At 64.9% G+C, this 21,150-nt stretch carries 20 protein-coding genes; 13 read left to right on the top strand and 7 right to left on the bottom strand.

Annotation, left to right across the window (positions count from 1 at the left end):
* Positions 1-209 precede the first annotated feature (209 nt).
* Positions 210-1,067 carry a M15 family metallopeptidase gene (locus BBA01S_RS03855; RefSeq protein WP_027815272.1) on the bottom strand — a complete coding sequence of 286 codons (858 nt, stop codon included), beginning with the start codon at positions 1,065-1,067 and terminating at the stop codon, positions 210-212.
* Positions 1,068-1,208: 141 nt separating this feature from the next.
* Here BBA01S_RS03855 and BBA01S_RS03850 point away from each other — a divergent pair, with 141 nt between their 5' ends.
* From BBA01S_RS03850 to BBA01S_RS03825, 6 genes are all read left to right on the top strand, one after another.
* On the top strand, positions 1,209-2,159 hold the full coding sequence (locus tag BBA01S_RS03850) for a hypothetical protein (protein ID WP_027815271.1): 951 nt from the start codon (positions 1,209-1,211) through the stop codon (positions 2,157-2,159).
* A 300-nt stretch (positions 2,160-2,459) separates the two neighbouring features.
* A complete protein-coding gene (locus BBA01S_RS03845; RefSeq protein WP_027815270.1) occupies positions 2,460-3,098 on the top strand; it encodes a CDP-alcohol phosphatidyltransferase family protein in 639 nt (212 codons plus the stop codon).
* Positions 3,085-3,705: a lysophospholipid acyltransferase family protein gene (locus BBA01S_RS03840; protein WP_027815269.1), complete on the top strand. Its 621-nt coding sequence runs from the start codon at positions 3,085-3,087 to the stop codon at positions 3,703-3,705. The genes BBA01S_RS03845 and BBA01S_RS03840 overlap by 14 nt, the downstream gene beginning before the upstream one ends.
* A 2-nt stretch (positions 3,706-3,707) precedes the next feature.
* Entirely contained in the window at positions 3,708-4,646 is a 939-nt protein-coding gene (locus BBA01S_RS03835) for a phosphatidate cytidylyltransferase (protein ID WP_027815268.1), read from the top strand.
* A gap of 188 nt (positions 4,647-4,834) precedes the next feature.
* A complete protein-coding gene (locus tag BBA01S_RS03830) occupies positions 4,835-5,233 on the top strand; it encodes a helix-turn-helix domain-containing protein (protein WP_245641415.1) in 399 nt (132 codons plus the stop codon).
* Entirely contained in the window at positions 5,234-6,568 is a 1,335-nt protein-coding gene (locus BBA01S_RS03825) for a type II toxin-antitoxin system HipA family toxin (protein ID WP_027815266.1), read from the top strand.
* A gap of 112 nt (positions 6,569-6,680) precedes the next feature.
* Here BBA01S_RS03825 and BBA01S_RS03820 read toward each other — a convergent pair whose 3' ends face one another.
* Positions 6,681-6,869: a CsbD family protein gene (locus BBA01S_RS03820; protein WP_027815265.1), complete on the bottom strand. Its 189-nt coding sequence runs from the start codon at positions 6,867-6,869 to the stop codon at positions 6,681-6,683.
* A gap of 275 nt (positions 6,870-7,144) precedes the next feature.
* Here BBA01S_RS03820 and BBA01S_RS03815 point away from each other — a divergent pair, with 275 nt between their 5' ends.
* The 3 genes from BBA01S_RS03815 (at position 7,145) to BBA01S_RS03805 (ending at position 11,262) form a co-directional block, all read left to right on the top strand.
* Positions 7,145-8,617, top strand: a complete 1,473-nt coding sequence (locus BBA01S_RS03815; RefSeq protein WP_027815264.1) for a benzaldehyde dehydrogenase — start codon at positions 7,145-7,147, stop codon at positions 8,615-8,617.
* Between the two features lie 10 nt (positions 8,618-8,627).
* Complete coding sequence (locus BBA01S_RS03810; protein ID WP_027815263.1) at positions 8,628-9,743, top strand: NAD(P)-dependent alcohol dehydrogenase; 1,116 nt, start codon at positions 8,628-8,630, stop codon at positions 9,741-9,743.
* Between the two features lie 289 nt (positions 9,744-10,032).
* Positions 10,033-11,262, top strand: a complete 1,230-nt coding sequence (locus BBA01S_RS03805; protein WP_042295894.1) for a helix-turn-helix domain-containing protein — start codon at positions 10,033-10,035, stop codon at positions 11,260-11,262.
* Positions 11,263-11,376: 114 nt separating this feature from the next.
* On the opposite strand, the gene cyoD is transcribed toward BBA01S_RS03805, so the two are convergent.
* The 4 genes from cyoD to cyoA are packed head-to-tail and all read right to left on the bottom strand — an operon-like array spanning position 11,377 to position 15,453.
* A complete protein-coding gene (cyoD, locus tag BBA01S_RS03800; RefSeq protein ID WP_027815261.1) occupies positions 11,377-11,760 on the bottom strand; it encodes a cytochrome o ubiquinol oxidase subunit IV in 384 nt (127 codons plus the stop codon).
* Positions 11,757-12,371 (bottom strand): cytochrome o ubiquinol oxidase subunit III, encoded by a 615-nt coding sequence (gene cyoC, locus BBA01S_RS03795; RefSeq protein WP_027815260.1) that lies wholly within the window; start codon positions 12,369-12,371, stop codon positions 11,757-11,759. The genes cyoD and cyoC overlap by 4 nt, the downstream gene beginning before the upstream one ends.
* A 3-nt stretch (positions 12,372-12,374) precedes the next feature.
* Entirely contained in the window at positions 12,375-14,378 is a 2,004-nt protein-coding gene (cyoB, locus tag BBA01S_RS03790; protein ID WP_027815259.1) for a cytochrome o ubiquinol oxidase subunit I, read from the bottom strand.
* 7 nt (positions 14,379-14,385) lie between these two features.
* Positions 14,386-15,453, bottom strand: a complete 1,068-nt coding sequence (gene cyoA, locus BBA01S_RS03785; RefSeq protein WP_281176934.1) for a ubiquinol oxidase subunit II — start codon at positions 15,451-15,453, stop codon at positions 14,386-14,388.
* A gap of 160 nt (positions 15,454-15,613) precedes the next feature.
* On the opposite strand from cyoA, the gene BBA01S_RS03780 reads away from it, so the two are divergent.
* From BBA01S_RS03780 to BBA01S_RS39945, 3 genes are all read left to right on the top strand, one after another.
* Positions 15,614-17,020, top strand: coding sequence for an aminotransferase-like domain-containing protein (locus BBA01S_RS03780; RefSeq protein WP_052391663.1), 1,407 nt, complete (start codon positions 15,614-15,616; stop codon positions 17,018-17,020).
* Between the two features lie 173 nt (positions 17,021-17,193).
* Entirely contained in the window at positions 17,194-18,090 is an 897-nt protein-coding gene (locus BBA01S_RS03775) for a fructose bisphosphate aldolase (protein WP_027815256.1), read from the top strand.
* A gap of 150 nt (positions 18,091-18,240) precedes the next feature.
* The gene (locus BBA01S_RS39945; RefSeq protein WP_042295891.1) at positions 18,241-18,969 is read left to right on the top strand and encodes a transglycosylase SLT domain-containing protein; all 729 of its coding nucleotides are present in this window, start codon (positions 18,241-18,243) and stop codon (positions 18,967-18,969) included.
* Positions 18,970-19,074: 105 nt separating this feature from the next.
* Here BBA01S_RS39945 and BBA01S_RS03765 read toward each other — a convergent pair whose 3' ends face one another.
* Positions 19,075-20,052, bottom strand: a complete 978-nt coding sequence (locus tag BBA01S_RS03765) for a ProQ/FINO family protein (RefSeq protein ID WP_027815255.1) — start codon at positions 20,050-20,052, stop codon at positions 19,075-19,077.
* 320 nt (positions 20,053-20,372) lie between these two features.
* Here BBA01S_RS03765 and BBA01S_RS03755 point away from each other — a divergent pair, with 320 nt between their 5' ends.
* Complete coding sequence (locus BBA01S_RS03755; RefSeq protein ID WP_027815254.1) at positions 20,373-21,146, top strand: SDR family oxidoreductase; 774 nt, start codon at positions 20,373-20,375, stop codon at positions 21,144-21,146.
* Positions 21,147-21,150: the final 4 nt, after the last annotated feature.

Genomic DNA, 21,150 nt, shown 5'->3' with positions numbered 1-21,150 from the left:
CGGCTGGCGAGGTGAAAAACGTGAGAGGCCAGGGAAGGAATGGTGCGAATGGCGCAAATGATACGAATGGCGGAGTTTCCTCAGCATGTCGCTCAAAGCAATGAAAGAACGCCCCATATCCATCCTCTTTATTGTCCGCTTTGCGTCTTGCTTCGGCCCAATCTGCATATACGCATGCATGCTTATCGGCTGCCGGTTACATGCGCATGTCATTTTGCGTTTGCCGGTTTGCGTCCCAGCACGAATCCGGGCTTGTGATATTCGACGTGCCCGAGGTCCATCATTTTCCATCGGCCGCCCCATGTGAGGCCGACTTGTTCCGCAACCTGCCCATATAACTGATAGCCGCGCATGGCCCACGGATCTTTTTCTGAAATGACGAGCTTGCCGTCGCGCAGGAATGCGTTATCGGCCGCGAGACCGTATTGGTGATAGCTCTGGAATGCCGCGGCATTGGTCACGCTGCCGCCCATTCTTGCCAGCCGGTCCTGCCGATCGGGGCTGCGATAACCTTCCAGCAAAGCCATTTCGTAACCGTATTGCTCGCGCATGATTTTATAAACGAGCAACAGACGCGTACGGAAATCTGCATCGAGCAGATTCCAGTCGCGGCTCGCGTCCACCAGGGCCGGGCGAATCTGCTCGACTTCCTGTGTGGCGAACACCTCGGGCGGCAATGGCGGCGGTGGAACAAGCTGCTCGCCATTGAGCAGTGCCGCGATTTTTTCATCGGGCACACGAGGCGTGTCATCGTATTGGAATAACTGGTGGCCGCGAAGCGCAATAGCGATCAGCGGCGGCGTCGCAAGAATACCTGTCGTGGACAAAATCAGCAAGCGCCGCTTAATCAGCAAATTTTGCATATCGACCATTGTCGATTGGGAATATTTTGCCGATTTAGAAATATGCTTTCGCGCATGTATGGAACTCGCGGAAATACGTCGCGTGATCACATTATGCAGGTTGAATACGGCGTCGAAAAAAGACGCCCGCACGCCCGGCAGCAGCAGAATTGCGGCTATCGGCACGGTAATGACGAAATAGACTACGAGTGCAATGGCAACCAAAAGCGACCCCGTGAACTGAGGCAATTGTTTTTTGTAATGCTTGATTTTAGAATCAGGCCTGCCCGAACTCGGGCCGACACGTATTATTACGGCGAAACAGGCCCGATTCAATGTGCACGATCCGAATGAGACTCTAAAGTAATGAGTGTGCCGGACAATTCCCGACCCAAAGCTCCACCCAGTCTGCTTGCCGATGGCCCTGGCAAGCCGGCCGGCGCACCTGCCAGCGGCAGCACGCCGAATGGCTCCCGCATCCTCGCAAATCTCGAAGGGCGCGTGGTGCCGCCTGCATCACCTGCCAGCAAGCCGCAGCGGTCTTCCAAAGCCGCTGGCCTGGTGGCGCTGCTCGTGATTGGCGCGGGCGCATTCGGTGCATGGCACTGGATGTCGCGCACGCCGTCCAGTACGTCGGGCGTCGCGGCGACAGCGGCCAGCGTGCCTGCCGTCGTGGCGGCTTCGGCTGTGGCCGCATCGCATGCGGTCGTTGCGAGCGCACAGAAAAGCGCGCCTGACGAAGCCTCCGCGTCACAAGCGGCCACAATCGTCGCCGACGACGATGCAGCCAAAGGCAGTGACAGCGATCGTCTCTCGCGTGCGCTCACGGACGGCGCCGCGAGTGGCGCGAGCGCGACGGTTGCGCCTCTTGCCGCCGCTGCGCAAACAAAGGCCGTGCAGCAGTCCCAGACGCCTGAAAAGAGCACGGCAAAGCACAAGAGCGCCGCCGAAGCAAAGCAGGAGAAACAGGAAAAGCAGGAAAAGGCGAACGCGCACAAGAACGAAAGCAAGACGGCCGTCGCACAAGCGAAGGCGAAAAAGGCGCCGGCCAACGGCAAGCGTGACGATTCCGACGCCGATCTGCTCGCCGTGCTGGTTGCGCGCACCAAGCCTGCCGACGCGAAGCAAGGCAGCACGCATGGCTCGAAAACGGCCGCCAGGGCGACCGACGCCAACGCGTCGTTGGCCCAGCAGGTCAAGGCGTGCAGCGAACGCGGTTTCTTCGAGGATCAACTGTGCCGCTGGCGCGTCTGCGACGGCCATTGGGGCAAGGATCCAGCATGCCCGCAAGCGGCGAAAGCCAGTAACGAACATTGAGGCCGTGACGGTGTGTGCCAGCACCGTTGCGTGGCTTGCCGGAGGATCGCAGGATTCTTCGGCATGCCAGGCAATTTGCGGAGTGACTGGGTAGCGGGCGGCAGCCTTGTTGGCCGATCTGCTTGATTTGACATAATGCAAATTATCGCAGTTTTGAAACTGTGCTAAATAGAGATGTCGTCCTTGGCGACGCTCAAGAATCCGTTGCGTAAAGCCCCAGCAGGTTCGCGCCGCCCTGTATAACGCCGAGCTTGCCGCCGATTTCACCGACTCCGCATCCCATCGACTTCAGCAGGTTTCATGGACGAAAACCGACGCCCAATCAAATCGCGCTCCAACACGGCCATCGTGGCGCTGGCGAAGTTCCTGGCCAGCACGAGTGTGACGCCCAACCAGATTTCCTGCGCGAGCGCCGTCTTTGCGGCAATCGGCGCGGTCGCGCTGTTGCGCATCGACAGCGTGATCGACCTGATCGTCGCAATCGTGTGCATTCAGTTGCGCTTGCTCTGTAACGTCATCGACGGGCTGGTTGCCGTCGAAGGCGGCAAAAAATCGATCTCCGGGCCGATCTTCAACGAGTTCCCGGATCGCATCGCGGACAGCTTTTTGCTGGTCGCCGCCGGTTATGGCGTGGGCTTGCCGTCACTGGGCTGGGCTGCTGCGCTGTTCGCGGCGCTGACCGCCTATGTGCGCGTATTCGGCGGCTCGGTGGGCGTGCCGCAGCGCTTCATTGGGCCGATGGCCAAGCAACATCGCATGGCGCTGCTCACGCTTGCCTGCGTTGCGACGATCGTCGAAATTGCGCTGCATCGGCATCCTGTCTGTCTTGCCGTGGCGCTGGCGATCATCGCTGCCGGCAGCGCGATGACCTGTGCGACGCGCACGCGCGCGCTGGTGCAGGATCTTCATAAGGTCGCGGAGGACAATCCCCATGCGTAACGTGATGCAGCGCTGGCTGCTGGGTGTCGTGCGTCTCGTCGTGGGCGCGCGCGGGCGCTACGCGAGCACGCCGCCGACGGCGCGCCAGACGATCTATTTCGCCAATCATTCGAGTCATGTGGATACGCTCGCGATTCTCGCGGCGTTGCCGCCCGATCTGCGCGCGAGCGTGCGCCCTGCCGCCGCGCGCGATTACTGGGACGCGTCGCCCGCGCGCCGCTTCATCGCCAATCGCGTACTGGGCGTGGTGTACGTGACGCGCAAGGGCGAAGGCGACGACCCGCTTCAGCTCGTGCGCGATGCACTGGCGTCGGGCTGGTCGATCATCATTTTCCCCGAAGGCACGCGCAGCCAGACCGGCGAAGTCGGCCCTTTCAAAAGCGGGCTTTACTGGCTCTCGCGCGAGTTTCCCGAGGTGCAGCTCGTACCCGTGCATCTTTCCGACCTGATGCGCGCCATGCCCAAGGGCAAGCTGCTGCCGGTGCCGATCAATTGCAGCGTGTCGTTCGGCGACGCGGTGCCCGGGGCTGCGCAACTCGAAAAAGAAGCATTCCTCACCATGGCGCGCGACGCCGTGATCAAACTTCAAAATTCGGTACGGGGATAAGCATGCCGCACGTATTCTGGATCACGATTGTGGGCGTGGTCGGCCTGCTGTGTTTCTTTACCGTGGTGGGCGCGGTGCTGCGCATGAAGTTCGGCTCGGCCAATTCGACCGTTGCCAACATGAACCAGCGCATCGCCGCATGGTGGGTCATGATCGCCGTGGTCACGGCAGCGCTGTGGCTGGGGCCTTATGCCACGCTGTTCCTGTTTTTCATCTGCTCGTTCTTCGCGCTGCGTGAGTTCATCACGCTCACGCCAACCAAGCCCGCCGATTACTGGTCGCTCGTGCTCGCCTATTACGTCGCGCTGCCGGGCCAGTTTCTGCTGGTCGCGCTGCACTGGTACGGGCTGTTTGCGATTTTCATGCCGGTGTATATGTTCTTCGTGCTCTCGGCGGCGGAGGCTTTTTCGCAGGACACCGCCGAGTTTCTCGAACGCAATGCCAAGATCCAGTGGGCCCTGATGGTGTGCGTGTATTCGTTCAGCTACGCGCCCGCCCTGCTCCTGTTGCCGCTGCCGCACTACTTCGGCAACAACGGGCCGCTGCTGCTGTTCTTCCTGCTGGTCGTGCAATCGAGCGACGTGTTCCAGTACGTGTGCGGCAAACTCTGGGGCAAGCGCAAGCTCTCGCCGCTCGTGAGTCCGTCGAAGACGTGGGAAGGCCTGATTGGCGGCGGCGCGCTCGCCATCGCGCTCGGCACCCTGCTGCATGGCCTCACGCCGTTCAATCTGTGGCAGGCGGCGCTCATGTCCGCCGTGACGGTGATCGGCGGCTTTATCGGCGGGCTCGTGCTGTCGGCCGTCAAGCGTTCGATGGGCGCCAAGGACTGGGGCGTGATGATCGCCGGGCACGGCGGCATGCTCGATCGCATCGACTCCATCTGCTTTGCCGCGCCGATTTTCTTTCACCTCACGCGCTATTTCTTCGCGACGCCAACCTGAGGCCCGCTGCGGCGCGACTCCGGCACGCACAGCGTCATTACAGGCTATAGACTGTATTTTGCATTTACAGCTTTTGGGTTGTATTTTGCATTTACAGTCTATAGACTGTAAGCACGCTGTTTGCCCCATTTCCCCTGCCGGAGCTTCGCGTGGACTACCCGCTCAAGACCGTCAGCCAGTTGCGCCCCATGCTGCTCGGCTTTCGCAAGAAAGCCGGCCTGACCCAGCAGGAGCTCGCGCAGCGGCTCGGCATATCCCAGCAAAGCTACGCCGCATTCGAAGCCAACCCCGCCGCCGCAAGCGTCGATCGCCTCTTTCACGTATTGCGGCTGCTCGCGGTCGACATGCTTCTTAGCGCCGGCGCAACGCCAGCCGAAGCGGCCCCGCGCGCAACCGCTATCAGGAAGCCTGCCGCGAAGAAGGTGGCGGCAAAAAAGGCGAAGACTAAAACGGTTGCCAGCAAGGCCGCAAAGACCACGAAGGCCGCGAAGCGCCCGGAAGCCGTGAAAAAAGCGCCAGAAAAAGCATCAAAACCCGCCGCCCCGCGCAAGGCCGCCGCCAGGTCGACGCAACGCGAGGACTGGTAAATGGCGCGCGCCCGCCTGACGAACCGCCTCGACCTGTGGATGAACGGCCTGCCCGTCGGCTACTGGGAAATCGTGCGCGGTGTCGAGAGGCTCGTGTACCTGCAAAGCTGGCTCGATGACGAGCAAGGCCGCCCGCTCTCGCTTTCGCTGCCCTTCACGCCGGGCAACCAGCCCTTGCGCGGCCCTGTTGTCACCGATTACTTCGACAACCTCCTGCCCGACAGCGAACGCATCCGGCGGCGCATCGCGGCCCGTTACCGCACGGCGGGCATCTCCCCGTTCGAGTTGCTGGCCGTGCTGGGGCGCGATTGCGTCGGCGCGCTGCAACTGCTGCCGGCGGGCGAAGAGCCGGTTGGCCTGGAGTCGATCGAAGGCCGGCCGCTCGACGAAGCCGCCATCGCCCGCCTGCTGCGCGAGACGACGTCCACGCCCCTGCTCGGCGTGCACGAACCCGTCGACGACCTGCGGCTCTCGATTGCCGGTGCGCAGGAAAAAACTGCACTGTTGCAGCGTAATGGCCGCTGGCTGCTGCCCACGGGCAGCACGCCCACCACGCACATCTTCAAGCTGCCGCTCGGCCTCGTGGGCAACATGCGCGCCGACATGCGCACGTCGGTCGAGAACGAATGGCTCTGCGCGAAGATCGTCGCCGCGTTCGGGCTGCCGATCGCGCCATGCGAGATCGCCCATTTCGAAGACATGAAAGCGCTCGTGGTCGAGCGTTTCGACCGGCGCATGGCGCGCAACGGCCGCTGGATCGTGCGCCTGCCGCAGGAGGATCTGTGCCAGGCCACCGGCACGCCGGGCATCGTCAAATACGAGGCCGATGGCGGCCCCGGCATCAACGCCGTGATGGCGGTGCTGGGCGGCTCATCCCATTCGAAGGACGACCGGCGGCATTTTTTTCTCGCGCAGATGCTTTTCTGGCTGCTCGCGGCCACCGACGGCCACGCCAAGAATTTCAGCATCGCGCATCTGCCGGGCAGCCGTTTCGTGGCCACGCCGCTCTACGACGTGCTGTCCGCGCATCCGATCATCGGGCGCGGCCGCAACCAGCTCGCGGCGCAGCGTGCGAGTCTTGCGATGGCGGTGCGCGGGCGCAACGCGCATTACCGTATTGCGCAGATTTTTCCGCGTCACTGGATCGCGCAGGGACAGCGCGTGGGATTTACCGTCGAGGAAGTCGAGCAGATGATGGCGACGCTCGCGCAACAAACCGAGCGGGTCATCGATGAAGTCGGCGCGCAACTGCCGGACGATTTCCCCCTCGATGTCGCCGAGGCGATCTTCGCGGGCATGCGGCGTCAGGCGCGGATTCTGGAAGGCGCGGCTTAGCGGCCTGGGAAGCTCAAGGCTCAACGCACAATGCCACGCAAAATAGCGCCGGTCGTACTGACCGGCGCCTGATCGGGATCTAAGCCCCGCGTAGTGACGAGCTTTGACGAGCTTAGTGATGACGCTTCGTCATGTCCTTGGCGGCTTCCTTCATGTCGCCATAGTTCTTGCGTGCTTCGCCTGCGGCCTGTTGCAGGTCGCCCTTGAGCTCGCGTTTCGGGTTGTCGGTGGCGCGGCCCACAGCTTCGTTGACCTTGCCCTTGATCTTTTCTGCCGTGCCCTTCACCTGGTCCTTGTTCATGGCGCTTCTCCACGTAAAAGCGACAGTTGCGTCGCGACGTCTTCTCTAGCGCACGGGCCGTGCCCACGAAACCGGCAATCCTCCAGGTGTTCAGCAAATGAACGCTTTTACGACGCCCGCCGCGTGGCAGCGGGCGATCCAGCGCCGGGAACTATTCCCGATTGCGACGCTGGCCCCGATTCCCTAACGTCACGGCTTTGTGGCGCCTTCGTGGCACCTTTGCAGCACCGCGCCGCCACTTCCCCGGCATTCGCCCGAGACCAACAGGAGTCAGCATGAGCGTTACCTCTTCCACCCGCCTCCTCGACAATGACAGCTGGCACGGCCGCGTCTTCACTGGCGAATGGCGCACCGGCACCTCTGCCGCCGACGTGCTCGAACCGGCCACGGGCGAGCGTCTCGCGCGCATCGGCATGGCCGACGCTGCACTGGTCGCGGCGTCGTCGAAGGCCGCGTTCGATGCGCAGCAGGCCTGGGCTGCATTGCCCTACGACGAGCGCGCCGCCGTCCTGCGCCGCGCGGCCCGTCTGGCCGAGGACGCCGCCGACGAGATCGCCGGCTGGATCGTGCGCGAAAGCGGCTCGACGCGCGGCAAGGCAGCCGCCGAAACGCACGTCACCATCAAGGCGCTGCACGAAGCCAGCGCGCTGCCGTCGCGTTCGGCGGGCGAAGTGCTGCCGTCGGCGCCGGGCCGCCTGTCGCTGGCGCGCCGCCGCCCGCTGGGCGTCGTCGGCGTGATTTCGCCGTTCAATTTCCCGCTCTACCTGGCGATGCGCGCGGTGGCCCCGGCGCTCGCGCTCGGCAACGCCGTCGTGCTCAAGCCGGATCCGCGCACCTCGATCTGCGGCGGCTTCACCATCGCGCGCCTGTTCGAGCTGGCCGGCCTGCCCGCGGGCGTGCTGCATGTGCTGCCCGGTGACGGCGCGGCGGGCGCGGCGCTCACGAGCGATCCGCACGTCGCCATGATCCAGTTCACGGGTTCGACAGGCGCGGGCCGCAAGGTCGGCGAAGCCGCGGGCCGCCACCTCAAGAAAGTGTCGCTGGAGCTGGGCGGCAAGAATTCCCTGATCGTGCTCGACGATGCCGACATCGATCTGGCCGTCGCCAACACGGCCTGGGGCGCCTATCTCCACCAGGGCCAGATTTGCATGGCGACGGGTCGCGTGCTCGTGCAGCGCAAGATTTACGATCAATTCGTGCAAAAACTGGTAGCGAAGGCCTCGGCCCTCACGGTCGGCAACCCGGCCAAGGGCGATGTCGCGCTCGGGCCGATCATCAACGCGGCGCAGCGCGACCACATCGCCCGCGTGCTCGCGGACGCGCAGCAGGCCGGTGCGCGCGTCGAAACGGGCGGCGGCTATCGCGACCTCTTTTTCGAGCCGACCGTGCTGAGCGGCGTCACCCAGGACAACCCGGCGTTCAACGAGGAAATCTTCGGGCCGGTGGCCGTGGTCGTGCCGTTCGACACCGACGAGGACGCCATCGCGCTTGCCAACGACACGGAGTACGGACTGTCGATGGCCGTCGTGACCGCCAACGTGGGCCGCGCGCTGCGCATGGGCGAGCGCCTGCGCACGGGCCTGCTGCACATCAACGACCAGACCGTGAACGACGAAGTGATCAACCCGTTCGGCGGCGTCGGCGCGTCGGGCAACGGCACGAGCATCGGCGGCCCGGCCAACTGGGAAGAGTTCACGCAATGGCAGTGGCTCACCGTCAAGGGCGAAGCACCGCTCTACCCGATCTGAGGAGGCACGCATGAGTACAGCCATCACAGCGGTCGTCGCGCGCGCCAAGGGCGAGCCGTTCACGATCCAGAAGGCGCGCCTGCGCGACCCGCAGGACGACGAGGTGCTGGTGCGCGTGGTCGCCACCGGCCTGTGCCACACCGACCTGATCGTGCGCGACCAGTTCTATCCGGTGCCGCTGCCCGCGGTGCTGGGCCACGAGGGCGCGGGCGTGGTCGAGCAGGTCGGCCCGAACGTGAAGAACCTCAAGCCCGGCGATCACGTCGTGCTGACCTACGGCGCGTGCGGACACTGCCAGCCCTGCGTGGGCGGCCACGGCGCGTATTGCAGCCACTTCTTCGGCCTGAACTTCGGCGGCGGCGATCTGGAAGGCCGCACCGCCATCGAGGACGAAGAAGGCCGGCCGCTGCACGACCACTTCTTCGCGCAGTCATCGTTCGCAAGCCACGCGCTGGCCCGCGAGAACAACGCGATCAAGGTGCCGCAGGATGCGCCGCTCGAATTGCTGGGGCCGCTCGGCTGCGGCATCCAGACCGGCGCGGGCGCGGTCATCAATTCGCTGAAGGTCACGCCGGGCAGCCGCTTCGCGAGCTTCGGCGCGGGCGCGGTGGGACTGTCCGCCGTGATGGCCGCGCGCGTGGCGGGCGCATCGACGATCATTGCCGTCGATGTGGTGCCGTCGCGGCTCGAACTCGCGAAGGAGCTGGGCGCGACCCACACGGTCAACAGCCGCGAAGTCGACATGGTCGAGACGATCCGCGAGATCACCGGCGGCGGCGTGGATTTCGCGCTGGAATCGACCGGGCATCCGCAGGTGCTGGCCGGTGCAATTGAGGCGCTCGGCACGCTGGGCGCAATCGGCGTGGTGGGCGCGCCGCCGCTGGGCACCAAGGGCGAGTTCGACATCAACAGCCTGCTGCTGAACGGGCGCACGATCCGCGGCATCGTCGAAGGCGACAGCGTGCCGCAGCGCTTCATTCCGCAACTCGTCGAGCTGTATCAGCAAGGGCGTTTCCCGTTCGACAAGCTGGTGAAGTTCTACCCGGTCGAAAGCATCAACGAGGCCGCCGAGGACAGCACGCGCGGCGTCACGCTCAAGCCGATCCTGCGCTTCGCGCACGCGTGAGCGGCCTGAAACGCCTGCGGCCGGACATCCGGTAATCCCCCCGCTGCTGCGCGCATGGCGGCTGCGGTATGCTCGCAGTTCCCGGCGCGGGCCGTTGTGAGTCGTCGCTCGACGCGTAGCTCGATTTGTAGCGGCCTGCGCCCCGGACGGGCGGCATGGTGCCCTTTAAAACGGCATCGTGCCGCCCGTCCTTGCTTTTGCCGCCTTCGATCCGGCTCGAAGATTCGTTTCGATTCGTTCCGATTCGTTCCGTTACCCATCGCATGAAATCGCCTGAACGGGAGCCCGCATGAACAGCAAGTCCGCGCCTCAATTCCCGGCGGATCCCGTGGCGCAAAGTGCGTTGGCTCAATTGCATTCGGTTCGCGAACGTTTCGGCGGCGGCGAGCATCTGCCTGCCGCGCTGACGCCAGGATTGCTGCCCGATTCCGTCGCGCGTTCGTGGGCGCGCTCGCGCGATGCGGGCGTGCGGCCCTGGCAGGCGCCCGAATACGAACTGCTGAAGAGCGCCCGCAGCGTGCGCGAATCGCACGAAGACCGACGGCTTTACAGCTGCGTCGTCGACGAAATCGAACAGTTGTGGGACGCGTTCGGCGGCGACGACTGGACGATCTTCTGCGTCAATCCACAGGGCACGGTGATCCACGCGCGCCGCAGCCCCGCCTGCGACGACGACCTGATCCTGCCGATCATCGCGGGCCGCCGCATCCTCGAATCGCACATCGGCACCACGGCGCCGAGCTGCGTGCTGCACGAGGGCATCGAAGTGACCGTCGCGGGCGGCCAGCACTACCTCGACGAATTCGAGCGCGCGTCCTGCATCGCGGTGCCGCTCTACGGGCTGCACGGCGAAGTGATCGGCGCGCTCGACCTGACCGGCACGGGGCAGCGCGATCTGTCGCAGATCCGCGAGCAGTTCCGGCTTGCCGCGCTGGCCGCCGAGCAGCGCCTCTTTGCGACCTTACGCGGCTGCCATCTGCTGCGCGTGCAGCACGATCCGCGCTGGCTGGCTACGCCGCTCGCGGGCGTGCTGGCCGTCGAAGAAGACGGCACGTTGCGTGGCGCGAGCCGCGTGGCGCGGCGCATGTTCGGGCTGGCGCATGGCGTGCCCCTGCCCCAGCTTGCGCTGCGCGATCTGTTCGACGATGCGCCGCTCGCGCAGTTGAGCCGCCTGCTGCGGCCGCAGCGCAATCCGCTGCGCGTCGCGCGCGCGGACGGCAGTCATGTGTGGGTGCAATACGCACGCGCGCCGCTCAACCGCAGCACGGCGCGGCGCATGGACATGCCGCTGGCGACGGACGGCGATTTGACGCCTGCGACGCCCGTGGGCGGTGCGCAGAACGGTTCGACGCTGGAGGAGCAGACCTTGATCGCCGTGCAGAACGCCATGCGCGAGCATGGCGGTAACGTGGCGGCGGTCGCGCGGCAATTGCGCGTGTCGCGCACGACGGTCTATGCGCGATTGAAGCAACTGCGCGAGACGGGAATGGAGACGGGGTTGTTTGGTGAGGCGCAATAAGCTCTAAGCCCACTGCGTACATAAACAGAAAACCCCGCGCAGCCCGATCCCAAAGAACCGAACCCACGCGGGGCGACCTGCGCAACGCAGCGTCACGCTACGCGGCGTACCTCATCAATCGTGCGCCATCGCGCGTTCGACGCTGATCTGCGACGGCATCATGTTGACGTTGGCGTTATGCATGACCCACAGCGACAAGCCGACGATCACCGCAATCAAAAACGCTGTGCAGATGAAAATGCCAGTGTTCGCACGCTGGCTGCGCGCCGCGCCAATATGCAGGAAATAAAACAGCTGCACGACAAGCTGCGCGACGCACAGCACGACGATCGCCGTTAAACCCTGCGCGGGCGGAATCACGTGAAACATGACCACGCCGAATGACGCGAGCGTGAGCACGAGCGACAGCACCGTGCCGATCATGTAGCCCTTGAGGCTGCCATGCCCGTCATCGTGGCCGGCAGAATGAGAGGAATGAGAGACGTGGGAATGACTCACAGCATGCCTCGCAGATAAACAAAGGTGAAAACGCAGATCCACACGAGATCCAGGAAGTGCCAGAAAAGGCTCAGGCACGCGAGGCGGCGGCGCACCGTGCCGGTCAGGCCGAACTTCCAGGTCTGGTGCATCATGACCGCGATCCACAGCAGCCCGGCGCTCACGTGCAAACCGTGCGTGCCGACCAGCGTGAAATACGCCGACAGATACGCGCTCGTATGCGGGCCTGCGCCATCGGCGATGAGCTTGGCGAACTCGTTGATTTCCATGCCGACGAAGCCCGCGCCAAACAGGAACGTGATCACGAGCCAGAAAATCACCTGGCCGCGCCGCTGCGCGTGCAGTCCGAGCATCGCCAGACCGAACGTGACGCTGCTCGCGAGCAGCAGCAGCGTTTCGCCGAGCACGTACGAAAGCTCGAACAGTTGTTTCGCACCGGGGCCGCCTGCCGTCGCATTCGCCAGCACGCCGAAAGTGGCGAACAGCGTCGCGAAGATGAGGCAGTCGCTCATCAGGTAGATCCAGAACCCGAACGTGGTCTTGGTGCCGTCGTCGTGTTCGTGACCATGGCCATGATCGTGGCCGTGATGTGTCGTTGCAGCGTGAGCCATGACTTACGCGACCTCCTTCATTTCCAGTGTTTTTTGCGCGGCCTTGAGCTGCTGGAAGCGGGCGTTTTCGATGCGCTCGACTTCGGCAGCCGGCACCCAGTAATCGACGTCCTGGTTATAGGTGCGCGCGAGGAACGTGCCGATCATGCCGATCAGGCCCAGCGCCGCGAACGGCCACATATGCCACACCGCGGCAAAGCCGAACACGAAGCTGAACATCGCGATGACGAAGCCCGCACCGGTATTGCGCGGCATGTGGATGTCCTCGTATTTCTGCGGCTGCACGTAGGCAATGCCCGCTTCCTTGTTGTCCCAGTGCTGTTCCATCGACGTGATCTTCGGCATCACGGCGAAGTTGTAGAACGGCGCGGGCGAAGCCGTCGCCCATTCCAGGCTGCGGCCGTCCCACGGATCGCCCGTGACGTCGCGGCTCAGGTCGCGGTCGCGCACGCTTACATAAAGCTGCACGATCAGCGCCAGGATGCCGAGACCGACGAACACCGCGCCCACCAGCGCCACCACGAGCCACATATGCCAGCTCGGGTCGGAGTAGTGGTTCATGCGGCGCGTCATGCCTTCGAAGCCCAGGATATAGAGCGGCGTGAAGGCGAGCCAGTAGCCGATCAGCCAGCACCAGAACGACACCTTGCCCCAGAACTCGTTGAGCGTGAAACCGAACACCTTCGGGAACCAGAAGCTCACGCCCGCAAGGCAGCCGAACACCACGCCGCCGATGATGACGTTGTGGAAGTGCGCGACGAGGAACAGCGAGTTATGCAGCACGAAGTCCGCGCCCGGCACGGCCAGCAGCACGCCGGTCATGCCGCCCACGGCGAACGTCACCATGAAGCCGATCGTCCACAGCGTCGCGCTGTGATAGCGGATACGGCCGCGGTACATCGTGAACAGCCAGTTGAACAGCTTCACGCCCGTCGGGATCGAGATGATCGTCGTCATGATGCCGAAGAAGGCGTTGACGTTCGCGCCCGAGCCCATCGTGAAGAAGTGATGCAGCCACACGAAGAACGACAGGATGCCGATGGAGGACGTCGCGTACACCATCGACTTGTAGCCGAACAGCGGCTTGCCCGAGAACGTGGCGATGATTTCCGAGAACGCGCCGAACGCGGGCAGGATCAGGATGTACACCTCGGGGTGGCCCCACACCCAGATCAGGTTGATGTACATCATCGCGTTGCCGCCCAGCTCGTTCGTGAAGAAATGCATGTCGAGATAGCGATCCATCGTGAGCAGCGCGAGCGTGCCGGTCAGCACCGGGAACACCGCGACGATCAGGATGTTGGTGATGAGCGCCGTCCACACGAACACCGGCATCATCATGAGCTTCATGCCCGGCGCGCGCATGCGCAGGATCGTCACGATGAAGTTGATGCCCGAAAGCGTCGTGCCCAGCCCCGATATCTGCAGCGACCAGATGTAGTAGTCCATCCCGACGGTCGGGCTATAGCCCAGCTCCGAGAGCGGCGGATACGCGACCCACCCCGTCGCCGCGAAATCGCCGACGAACATCGACACCATCACCAGCACCGCGCCCACCACGGAAAGCCAGTAGGACAGCGAGTTGACGAACGGATACGCCACGTCGCGCGCGCCGATCTGCAGCGGCACGACCACGTTCATCAAGCCCAGGATGAGCGGCGTGGCCACGAAGAAGATCATGATGACGCCGTGCGCCGTGAAGATCTGGTCGTAGTGATGCGGCGGCAGGTAGCCCGCCGCGTCGTTATAGGCGATGGCCTGTTGCGCGCGCATCATGATGGCGTCGGCGAAACCGCGCAGCAGCATCACGATCGCGAGAATGATGTACATGATGCCGATGCGCTTGTGATCGACGGACGTCAGCCATTCGCGCCACAGATAGCCCCACTTGCCCGCGAGCGTGATCGCCGCGAGCAGGGCCAGGCCGCCGAGCGCCACGACGGCGCCGGTGCCCATGATGATGGGCTCGTGCCAGGGAACGGCATCGAGCGTGAGTTTTCCGAACATGATGTGATTACTCCGCTGCCAGGGGGGCGGGCGCGCGAGCGCCGCTTCGATCAACGCTGCTATTCAGGGTGAGCGCCGGAATGCTGGTTCCGGCGCCTGTGCTTGTGGCGGTGCCCGTGCCGCAGATCGGGTTGCCGTGCACGTCGCGCATGTACTTGTCGACCACGCCTTCGAAGAGGCCAGGCGCCACGTTCGAATAGAGCGCGACCGGCGCCTTTTCGCCCGGCACGGCGAGCTGCTCGTAAGCGCCGCGGCTGAGCATCGCGGGCGACGCCTTGGCGCGCGCGATCCAGGCGTCGAAGTCGGCGCGGCTGGTAGCGAGCGTGTCGAAGTGCATATCCGAGAAGCCCGGGCCGCTGAACGCCGCCGAACGTCCCGCGTAGGTGCCGGGCTGGTTCGCGATCAGGTGCAGCTTCGTTTCCATGCCCGACATCGCGTAGACCTGGCTGCCCAGTTGCGGGATGAAGAACGAGTTCATCAGCGATTCGGCGGTCAGGCGGAACGAGACCGGCGTATCGACGGGAATCGCCAACTGGTTCACCGATGCGACGCCGTAATCCGGATAGATGAACAGCCACTTCCAGTTGAGCGCCACGACATCGACGCGAACCGGCTTGACCTGCGACTCGATCGGCTTGTACGGATCGAGCGAGTGCGTCGTGCGCCAGATCAGCGCGGCGAGCGTGACGACGATGATGCACGGGATCGTCCAGACCACGATTTCGATGGCGGTCGAATGCGACCACTTCGGCGCGTAGGTGGCGCCGGTGTTGGACGCACGGTAGCGCCACGCGAACCAGAGCGTGAGCGCGATCACCGGAATCACCACGAGCAGCATCAGGCCGAGCGCGATGAGGATGAGGTTTTTCTCCTGCATGCCGATGTCGCCTTTCGGATCCATCAGCACGGAGCTGCAGCCGCCGAGCAAGGCAAGCGCGCCCGTCGATGCGAGCGGCGCGAGGCGGCGCAACAAGGCGGTCGTGCGTGTGGGTGGTTGAGGAAATGATGGAAGTGGCGGGTCGGCTTCGACGGCCGGTCTTCTTCGTTTGGGGAAGTTGCGCATGTCGGGTTCCATGGTTGACGATCGCGCAAACCCATCCATACCTGCCCACATCGCCTTCGCGCCTGCGCCGTCAGGACGCCGGGCAAAGACCCATACATAGCCTATATGTATGGATTTACGCGCTTCGTGTCCGCATGCTAGAGTAAGACATGACACATACATCTGCGACAGAATGACGCGAAAAGACCGCATCGATCCGGACAAGAAAGACGCTGCTTCGGCGTGGACGGCGGCGCTGCAAGGCGGCGACGGGCCGCGCTATCTGCGGCTGGTCGATTTCATCGAGCGCGCCGTGGCCGACGGCACGCTCTCGCCCGGTGAGCGCGCGCCCGCGCAGCGCACGCTGGCCGACCTGCTCGACGTCGACCTGACCACCATCACGCGCGGCTTCAACGAGGCGCGGCGGCGCGGGCTGATCGAGGCGCGCGGGCCGCTTGGCACTTTCATCGCCGCACCGCGCGCGGAGCTTGCGCAGCGTGTCGACCTGAGCATGAACATTCCGCCGCCGCCGCAGGGGCTCGACGCGGACGCGCTGCTGCGCGAGGGACTGTCGCGCCTTTTGCTGCGCAGCGACGCCGACCTGCTGATGACGTACCACGTCGGCGGCGGCGCGGCGGCCGATTGCGCGGCGGGCGCGAAGTGGCTCGAACCGGTGCTGGGCAAGGTCGATCCAGCGCGGCTGGTGGTCTGTTCGGGCGCGCAGTCGGCGCTGGCGGCGCTGATTCTCGCGTTCACCGCGCCGGGCGACGTGGTGCTGAGCGAGCCGCTCGTCTATCCGGGGCTGCCGCACGCGGTGGCGCAACTGGGGCGGCGACTCGTCATCGTGGCCACGGACGCCGAAGGCATGCTGCCCGACGCGCTCGATGCCGCGTGCGGCCTGCACGGCGCGCGCATGCTTTACCTGAACCCCACGCTGCAAAATCCCACCGCCGCCACGCTCTCCGAAGCGCGCCGCCGCGACCTGCTGCGCGTGGCGCAGCGCCACGGCGTGCGTATCGTCGAGGACGATCCGTACTGGCGTTTCGCGCCCGACGCCCCGCCGCCGCTCGCGCGCATGGCGCCCACGCAGGTCTGCTATCTCTCGACGCTTTCCAAGACGCTCTCGCCGGGACTGCGCACCGCCTTCCTGACGTTGCCGGACAGCACCGCGCATGCACGCGTGCTCGCCGCGTTGCGCTCGTTCTCGCTGATGGCCGCGCCGTTGACCAACGCACTGGCGATGCAGTGGATCGAAGACGGCGTCGCCGACGCGATCTTCCAGGGCGTGCGCGCGGAGGCGCAGGTGCGCCAGCGCATGGCGGCGCAACTGCTCGGGCCGGCGGCGGGCGAGAACGCCGGGATTCACCTCTGGTACGCGCTGCCGAGCTACTGGCACGCGCGCGAACTGGCGGCGGCGGCCAGCACCGAAGGCCTGGCCGTCGCGCCCTCCACGGCTTTCGACCAGGGCGGCGGCGCAGCCAACGCCATCCGCATCTCGCTGGGCGCGGCGGCGGATCGCGCGCAGTTGCAATCGGCGTTGCGGCGTCTGTCGGCGCTGCTCGCCAACGACCGCTCGGCGCAGGCGCAGGTGATTGTCTGAGCTGGCATCGCGCTTGCTTGCTCTTCGCGTTTGACCTGCGTATGACCCGCGGGTGACCGGCTGACCGCCCCCGCCGTCACATTGGCGCAGACGCTGTCACGCGGCGCCGGTACACTCGTCGAATCGGTTTTCTGGATCGCGCCACGGGCGCTTATTTTTCGGGAGATGAAAAGATGGCCAACGACAAGATGTTGCAGCAGATGCGCGATAAACCCGGTTTCATCGCGGCGCTTGACCAGAGCGGCGGCTCGACGCCGGGCGCGCTCAAGCAATACGGCATCCCGGAAAGCGAGTACAGCAGCGACGCCGACATGTTCCGCCTGATGCACGAAATGCGCGTGCGCATCATCAGCGCACCGGCGTTCACGGGCGAGAAAGTGATCGGCGCGATTCTGTTCGAGCAGACCATGGACGGCCAGGCGCACGGCAAGCCGGTGCCCGCGTTCCTCTGGGAAGACCGCGGCGTGGTGCCGTTCCTGAAGGTCGACAAGGGGCTGGAGAGCGAAGCCGACGGCGTGCGCCTGATGAAGCCGAATCCCGGCCTCGACGCCCTGCTCGATCGTGCCGTGAAAGCGGGTGTTTTCGGCACCAAGATGCGCTCGGTGATCGAGCGCGCGTCGGCGTCGGGCATTGCGGCGATTGCGCAGCAGCAGTTCGAAGTGGGCGCGCAGATCGTTGCGAAGGGTCTCGTGCCGATCCTCGAACCCGAAGTCTCGATCAAGGCCCCCGACAAGGCCGAAGCCGAAGCGCTGCTGCGCGACGCGCTGCTCAAGGGTCTGGACGCCCTTCCCGCCTCCAGCAACGTCATGATCAAGCTGACGATTCCCGATGTGGCCGACTTCTACAAGCCGCTCATCGATCACCCGCGTGTGGTGCGCGTGGTCGCGCTGTCGGGCGGCTACTCGCGCAGCGACGCCTGCGAGCGCCTCACGCACAACCACGGCATGATCGCGAGCTTTTCGCGCGCGCTCATCAACGACCTGACGAAGCAGATGAGCGACGCCGAGTTCGACGCCACGCTGGCGGCGAGCATCGACGAGATCTACACCGCCTCGGTGCGCAAAGGCTGATGGTTCTGCGCTCGATCAGGAAAATCAGGCAATCGCGTTGGTATAAGTTGCGGTAAGTTGATCGAAGGACAGCTAGGGTCATATCCCGGCTGTCCTTTTTCCTGGACGGTTATACTGTGCGCCTCCCATCGTTCACGACGCGCACTGGCCATGAGGCGCCTACTCTGCCTGCTTGCCTTGCTGCCCGGCCTCGTGCATCACGCATCGGCGCAGCAGGCTCCCCCGCAAGGGGACGACAAGAAACTCCCCACCTATCTGACCCAGAAGTTCGGGCTGGCGAAGGAAAAAGCCGCGCAGATTTCGGAGGCGGTCACTACGGCTGCCGCCAAGTATTCGCTGCCACCGGCGGTGCTGCTCGCCATCATCTCGGTCGAATCGAGGTTTCACGAGAAGGCGCGCGGCGGGAACAACGCCACCGGGCTGATGCAGGTCGTGCCTTCGGCGCACCGCAATCTGCTGCGCAACGTTAAAGACCTCACCGATCCCGATGTCAATATCGATGTGGGCTCATCGATTCTCTACGGCTACAAGCGCGCCGCGGGCGGCGACCTGGATGCGGCGATGAAGAATTACGGCGGATCGAAGGCCTACGCCGAAAAGATCCGTACGCGCGCCGCCGAATTCAGCCGCGTGCTGGACAGCGCGAGCGGCACGTCTGCAGCGGGTGCTGTGGGTGATGCGGATAGCGACGACGCAGCCACGAACTTCAGCGGCGCGTTTTCCGCCATTATCGCGGCGAGCGAGGTGGCCGCGACGGTTGCGCAAGGCGCGTCGGCCCCGGCTTCGTCCGGGCCTGCGCAGGCGACTTCCACCACTTCCGCCGCTTCGGGCGCCGATCCGCTTGCCGGACGCCACAATTCGCGCTCGCGCGAACGCTGAACCGGTTTAAACCGAACGTGAAAAAGCCGCCCGGCGAGTGAACCTCGCCGGGCGGCTTTTTGTATCGTCGGAGCTTGAACGCAGCGCCTGGTCGGCGCCGGGCGCTTAAGCGTCGGCTGCGGGCGTGGCGCCTTCGTTGCCTTGTGCTTCGGGCTTGGCTTCGGCTGCGTCGACATTAGCAGTGTCGGCGGCGTTGGCAGCGGCTTCGGCAGGAGCGTCAACTGCGGGTGCGGCGGGCGCTTCGGGAGCCGCGGGCGCTTGTGCAGCAGCTTCCGGTTGCGGTGCCTTCGCGGCTTCCTGTGCCTTGGCTTGTGCTTCGGCCTTGGCCTTCTGGCGCACGAGCGCGGCGTTGGCGCGGCCGACGTGCGACGGATCGATGCCCGGGCCTTCCGACACGCTGCCGTCCAGTTCGAAGCGCGAGCCGCCTGCGGCGACGCGCTCGTGATAGCGCGGATGATTCACGTGGCGCTTGAGCACGGCGACGATCAGCGTGCGCTCATAGTCGGGATGCTTCGTGACCAGGTCTTCCGCGACGCCGATCTTCAGCGGCAGGCGATCGCGGAACGCCGGGTACAGCTTTGCGAATACGTTCCAGACCGTGTTGAGCTGGCGGTTGCGCTCGATGCGCGCCTTTTCGGCTTCGCTCAGGTTGGCCAGTTGCTGCGGCGCGCGCTGCGGGCGCTGGCGGTTGTTGGTGCGCTCGCCACGATCGCTGCGCTCGCCGTCGCGCGGGCCGCGCGACTGGCGCGGCTTGCCGGCCTGACCCTGGGCGTCCTGCGGCTTGCCGCCTTCGCCCGCGGGCTTGCCTTGACCTTGACCCTTCGCGTGCTGCGCACGGCCGCGGCCGCGCGCCTCGTCGGCGCCTGCCGGACGAGGGCCCTTCGGCCCCTTGTGGCCGGGCGCGCCCTGCGCGCGACGCTGGCCTTGTGCGCCTTTCGGTGCGCCCTTGGGCGCGTGCTTGCCTTGCGGCGACTGCGCCTGTTCTTCGGGCGGCTGACCCGTGCCCAGCCCCATGCTCTTCTTGAGTTCAAGCAGCCCGTCTTTGAGGCTCAGGGGTCGGCGTTGTTGCGATGCGGCTTTCACGTCCAGCTCTCTTCCTTATTGGATCGGACGCTATGATACAGAATCGCGCGCCGCATTTCTGTCTCGTCGCGCGTTATGGCCGCGATCCGCATGATTTGGCGCGGCGTTTAACCTCGGTTTTAGCGCGAAAAATGCGCTGTTTGGCCCCTGCCGGCTTGCCTGATTCTCTCGTTTTCGTGCGCGTGCACCGCAAATAAACCGCTTGTTCCAGCCTGAATCGCATCGCGTCCGACCCTCGATCCCGCGCGATGAATGCGACGATGCGGCGCTGTCGCCGCTCACGCAGCCTGCGCTTATTGTTTGTTTTTCCTCTGTAAATCATGACCCAACCCGATTTTTCCCTTTCTCCGGTGCGCGCGATCGTCACCGGCCATTCGCGTGGCCTGGGCGCCGCGCTGGCGGAACTGCTGCTCGAACGCCAGATCGCTGTGCTGGGCGTGGGACGTAGCTTGCATCCGTCGCTTGGGCAAAGCGAGCGCGCTGCATCGGCACCGCAGTTTGTAGAGGCATCCCTCGATCTCGCCGATCCCGCTGCCGTCGAACAATGGCTCGCGAGCGGCACGCTGCAGCGCTTCGCGCAGGGTGCGCAGTGCGTACTGCTGTTCAATAACGCAGGAACCGTCGATCCGATCGCGCCGCCCGGCGCCCAGGATGCGGGCGCGATAGCCCGTGCGGTCACGCTCAACGTCGCCGCGCCGCTGATGCTGGCCAACGCGCTCACAAGCGTGCAGGCCCACGAGCGCCGCATCATCCATATTTCGAGCGGCGCGGCGCGCAACGCCTACGCGGGCTGGAGCGTCTACTGCGCGACAAAGGCCGCGCTCGATCATCATGCGCGTGCCGTTGCGCTCGACGCGCCCGCTGGTCTGCGCATCAGCAGCATCGCGCCTGGCGTCGTGGACACTGGCATGCAGGCGACGATTCGCGCAACAAACGTCGATCACTTCCCGACGCGCGGACGTTTCGAAGAACTCAAGCAAACGGGCAAGCTCGCAACACCCGAAGACGCCGCGCGCCAGTTGATCGACTACGCGTTGAGCGACGGATTCGGTGCGTTGCCCACCACCGATGTGCGCGAACTGGCGCAGTCGTAAAAGA

Source organism: Paraburkholderia bannensis NBRC 103871 (genome assembly GCF_000685015.1).
GTDB classification, from domain to species: Bacteria; Pseudomonadota; Gammaproteobacteria; order Burkholderiales; family Burkholderiaceae; genus Paraburkholderia; species Paraburkholderia bannensis.
This window is presented reverse-complemented; position numbering and strand designations above follow the sequence as displayed.

What these genes read in the sequence shown, in the direction of transcription:
- BBA01S_RS03850 (WP_027815271.1), top strand. Translation starts at nt 1,209, where the DNA reads ATGAGTGTGCCGGACAATTCCCGACCCAAAGCTCCACCCAGTCTGCTT.
- BBA01S_RS03845 (WP_027815270.1), top strand. Translation starts at nt 2,460, where the DNA reads ATGGACGAAAACCGACGCCCAATCAAATCGCGCTCCAACACGGCCATC.
- BBA01S_RS03835 (WP_027815268.1), top strand. Translation starts at nt 3,708, where the DNA reads ATGCCGCACGTATTCTGGATCACGATTGTGGGCGTGGTCGGCCTGCTG.
- BBA01S_RS03830 (WP_245641415.1), top strand. Translation starts at nt 4,835, where the DNA reads ATGCTGCTCGGCTTTCGCAAGAAAGCCGGCCTGACCCAGCAGGAGCTC.
- BBA01S_RS03825 (WP_027815266.1), top strand. Translation starts at nt 5,234, where the DNA reads ATGGCGCGCGCCCGCCTGACGAACCGCCTCGACCTGTGGATGAACGGC.
- BBA01S_RS03820 (WP_027815265.1), bottom strand. Translation starts at nt 6,869, where the DNA reads ATGAACAAGGACCAGGTGAAGGGCACGGCAGAAAAGATCAAGGGCAAG.
- BBA01S_RS03815 (WP_027815264.1), top strand. Translation starts at nt 7,145, where the DNA reads ATGAGCGTTACCTCTTCCACCCGCCTCCTCGACAATGACAGCTGGCAC.
- BBA01S_RS03810 (WP_027815263.1), top strand. Translation starts at nt 8,628, where the DNA reads ATGAGTACAGCCATCACAGCGGTCGTCGCGCGCGCCAAGGGCGAGCCG.
- BBA01S_RS03805 (WP_042295894.1), top strand. Translation starts at nt 10,033, where the DNA reads ATGAACAGCAAGTCCGCGCCTCAATTCCCGGCGGATCCCGTGGCGCAA.
- cyoC (WP_027815260.1), bottom strand. Translation starts at nt 12,371, where the DNA reads ATGGCTCACGCTGCAACGACACATCACGGCCACGATCATGGCCATGGT.
- cyoB (WP_027815259.1), bottom strand. Translation starts at nt 14,378, where the DNA reads ATGTTCGGAAAACTCACGCTCGATGCCGTTCCCTGGCACGAGCCCATC.
- cyoA (WP_281176934.1), bottom strand. Translation starts at nt 15,453, where the DNA reads ATGGAACCCGACATGCGCAACTTCCCCAAACGAAGAAGACCGGCCGTC.
- BBA01S_RS03780 (WP_052391663.1), top strand. Translation starts at nt 15,614, where the DNA reads ATGACGCGAAAAGACCGCATCGATCCGGACAAGAAAGACGCTGCTTCG.
- BBA01S_RS03775 (WP_027815256.1), top strand. Translation starts at nt 17,194, where the DNA reads ATGGCCAACGACAAGATGTTGCAGCAGATGCGCGATAAACCCGGTTTC.
- BBA01S_RS39945 (WP_042295891.1), top strand. Translation starts at nt 18,241, where the DNA reads ATGAGGCGCCTACTCTGCCTGCTTGCCTTGCTGCCCGGCCTCGTGCAT.
- BBA01S_RS03755 (WP_027815254.1), top strand. Translation starts at nt 20,373, where the DNA reads ATGACCCAACCCGATTTTTCCCTTTCTCCGGTGCGCGCGATCGTCACC.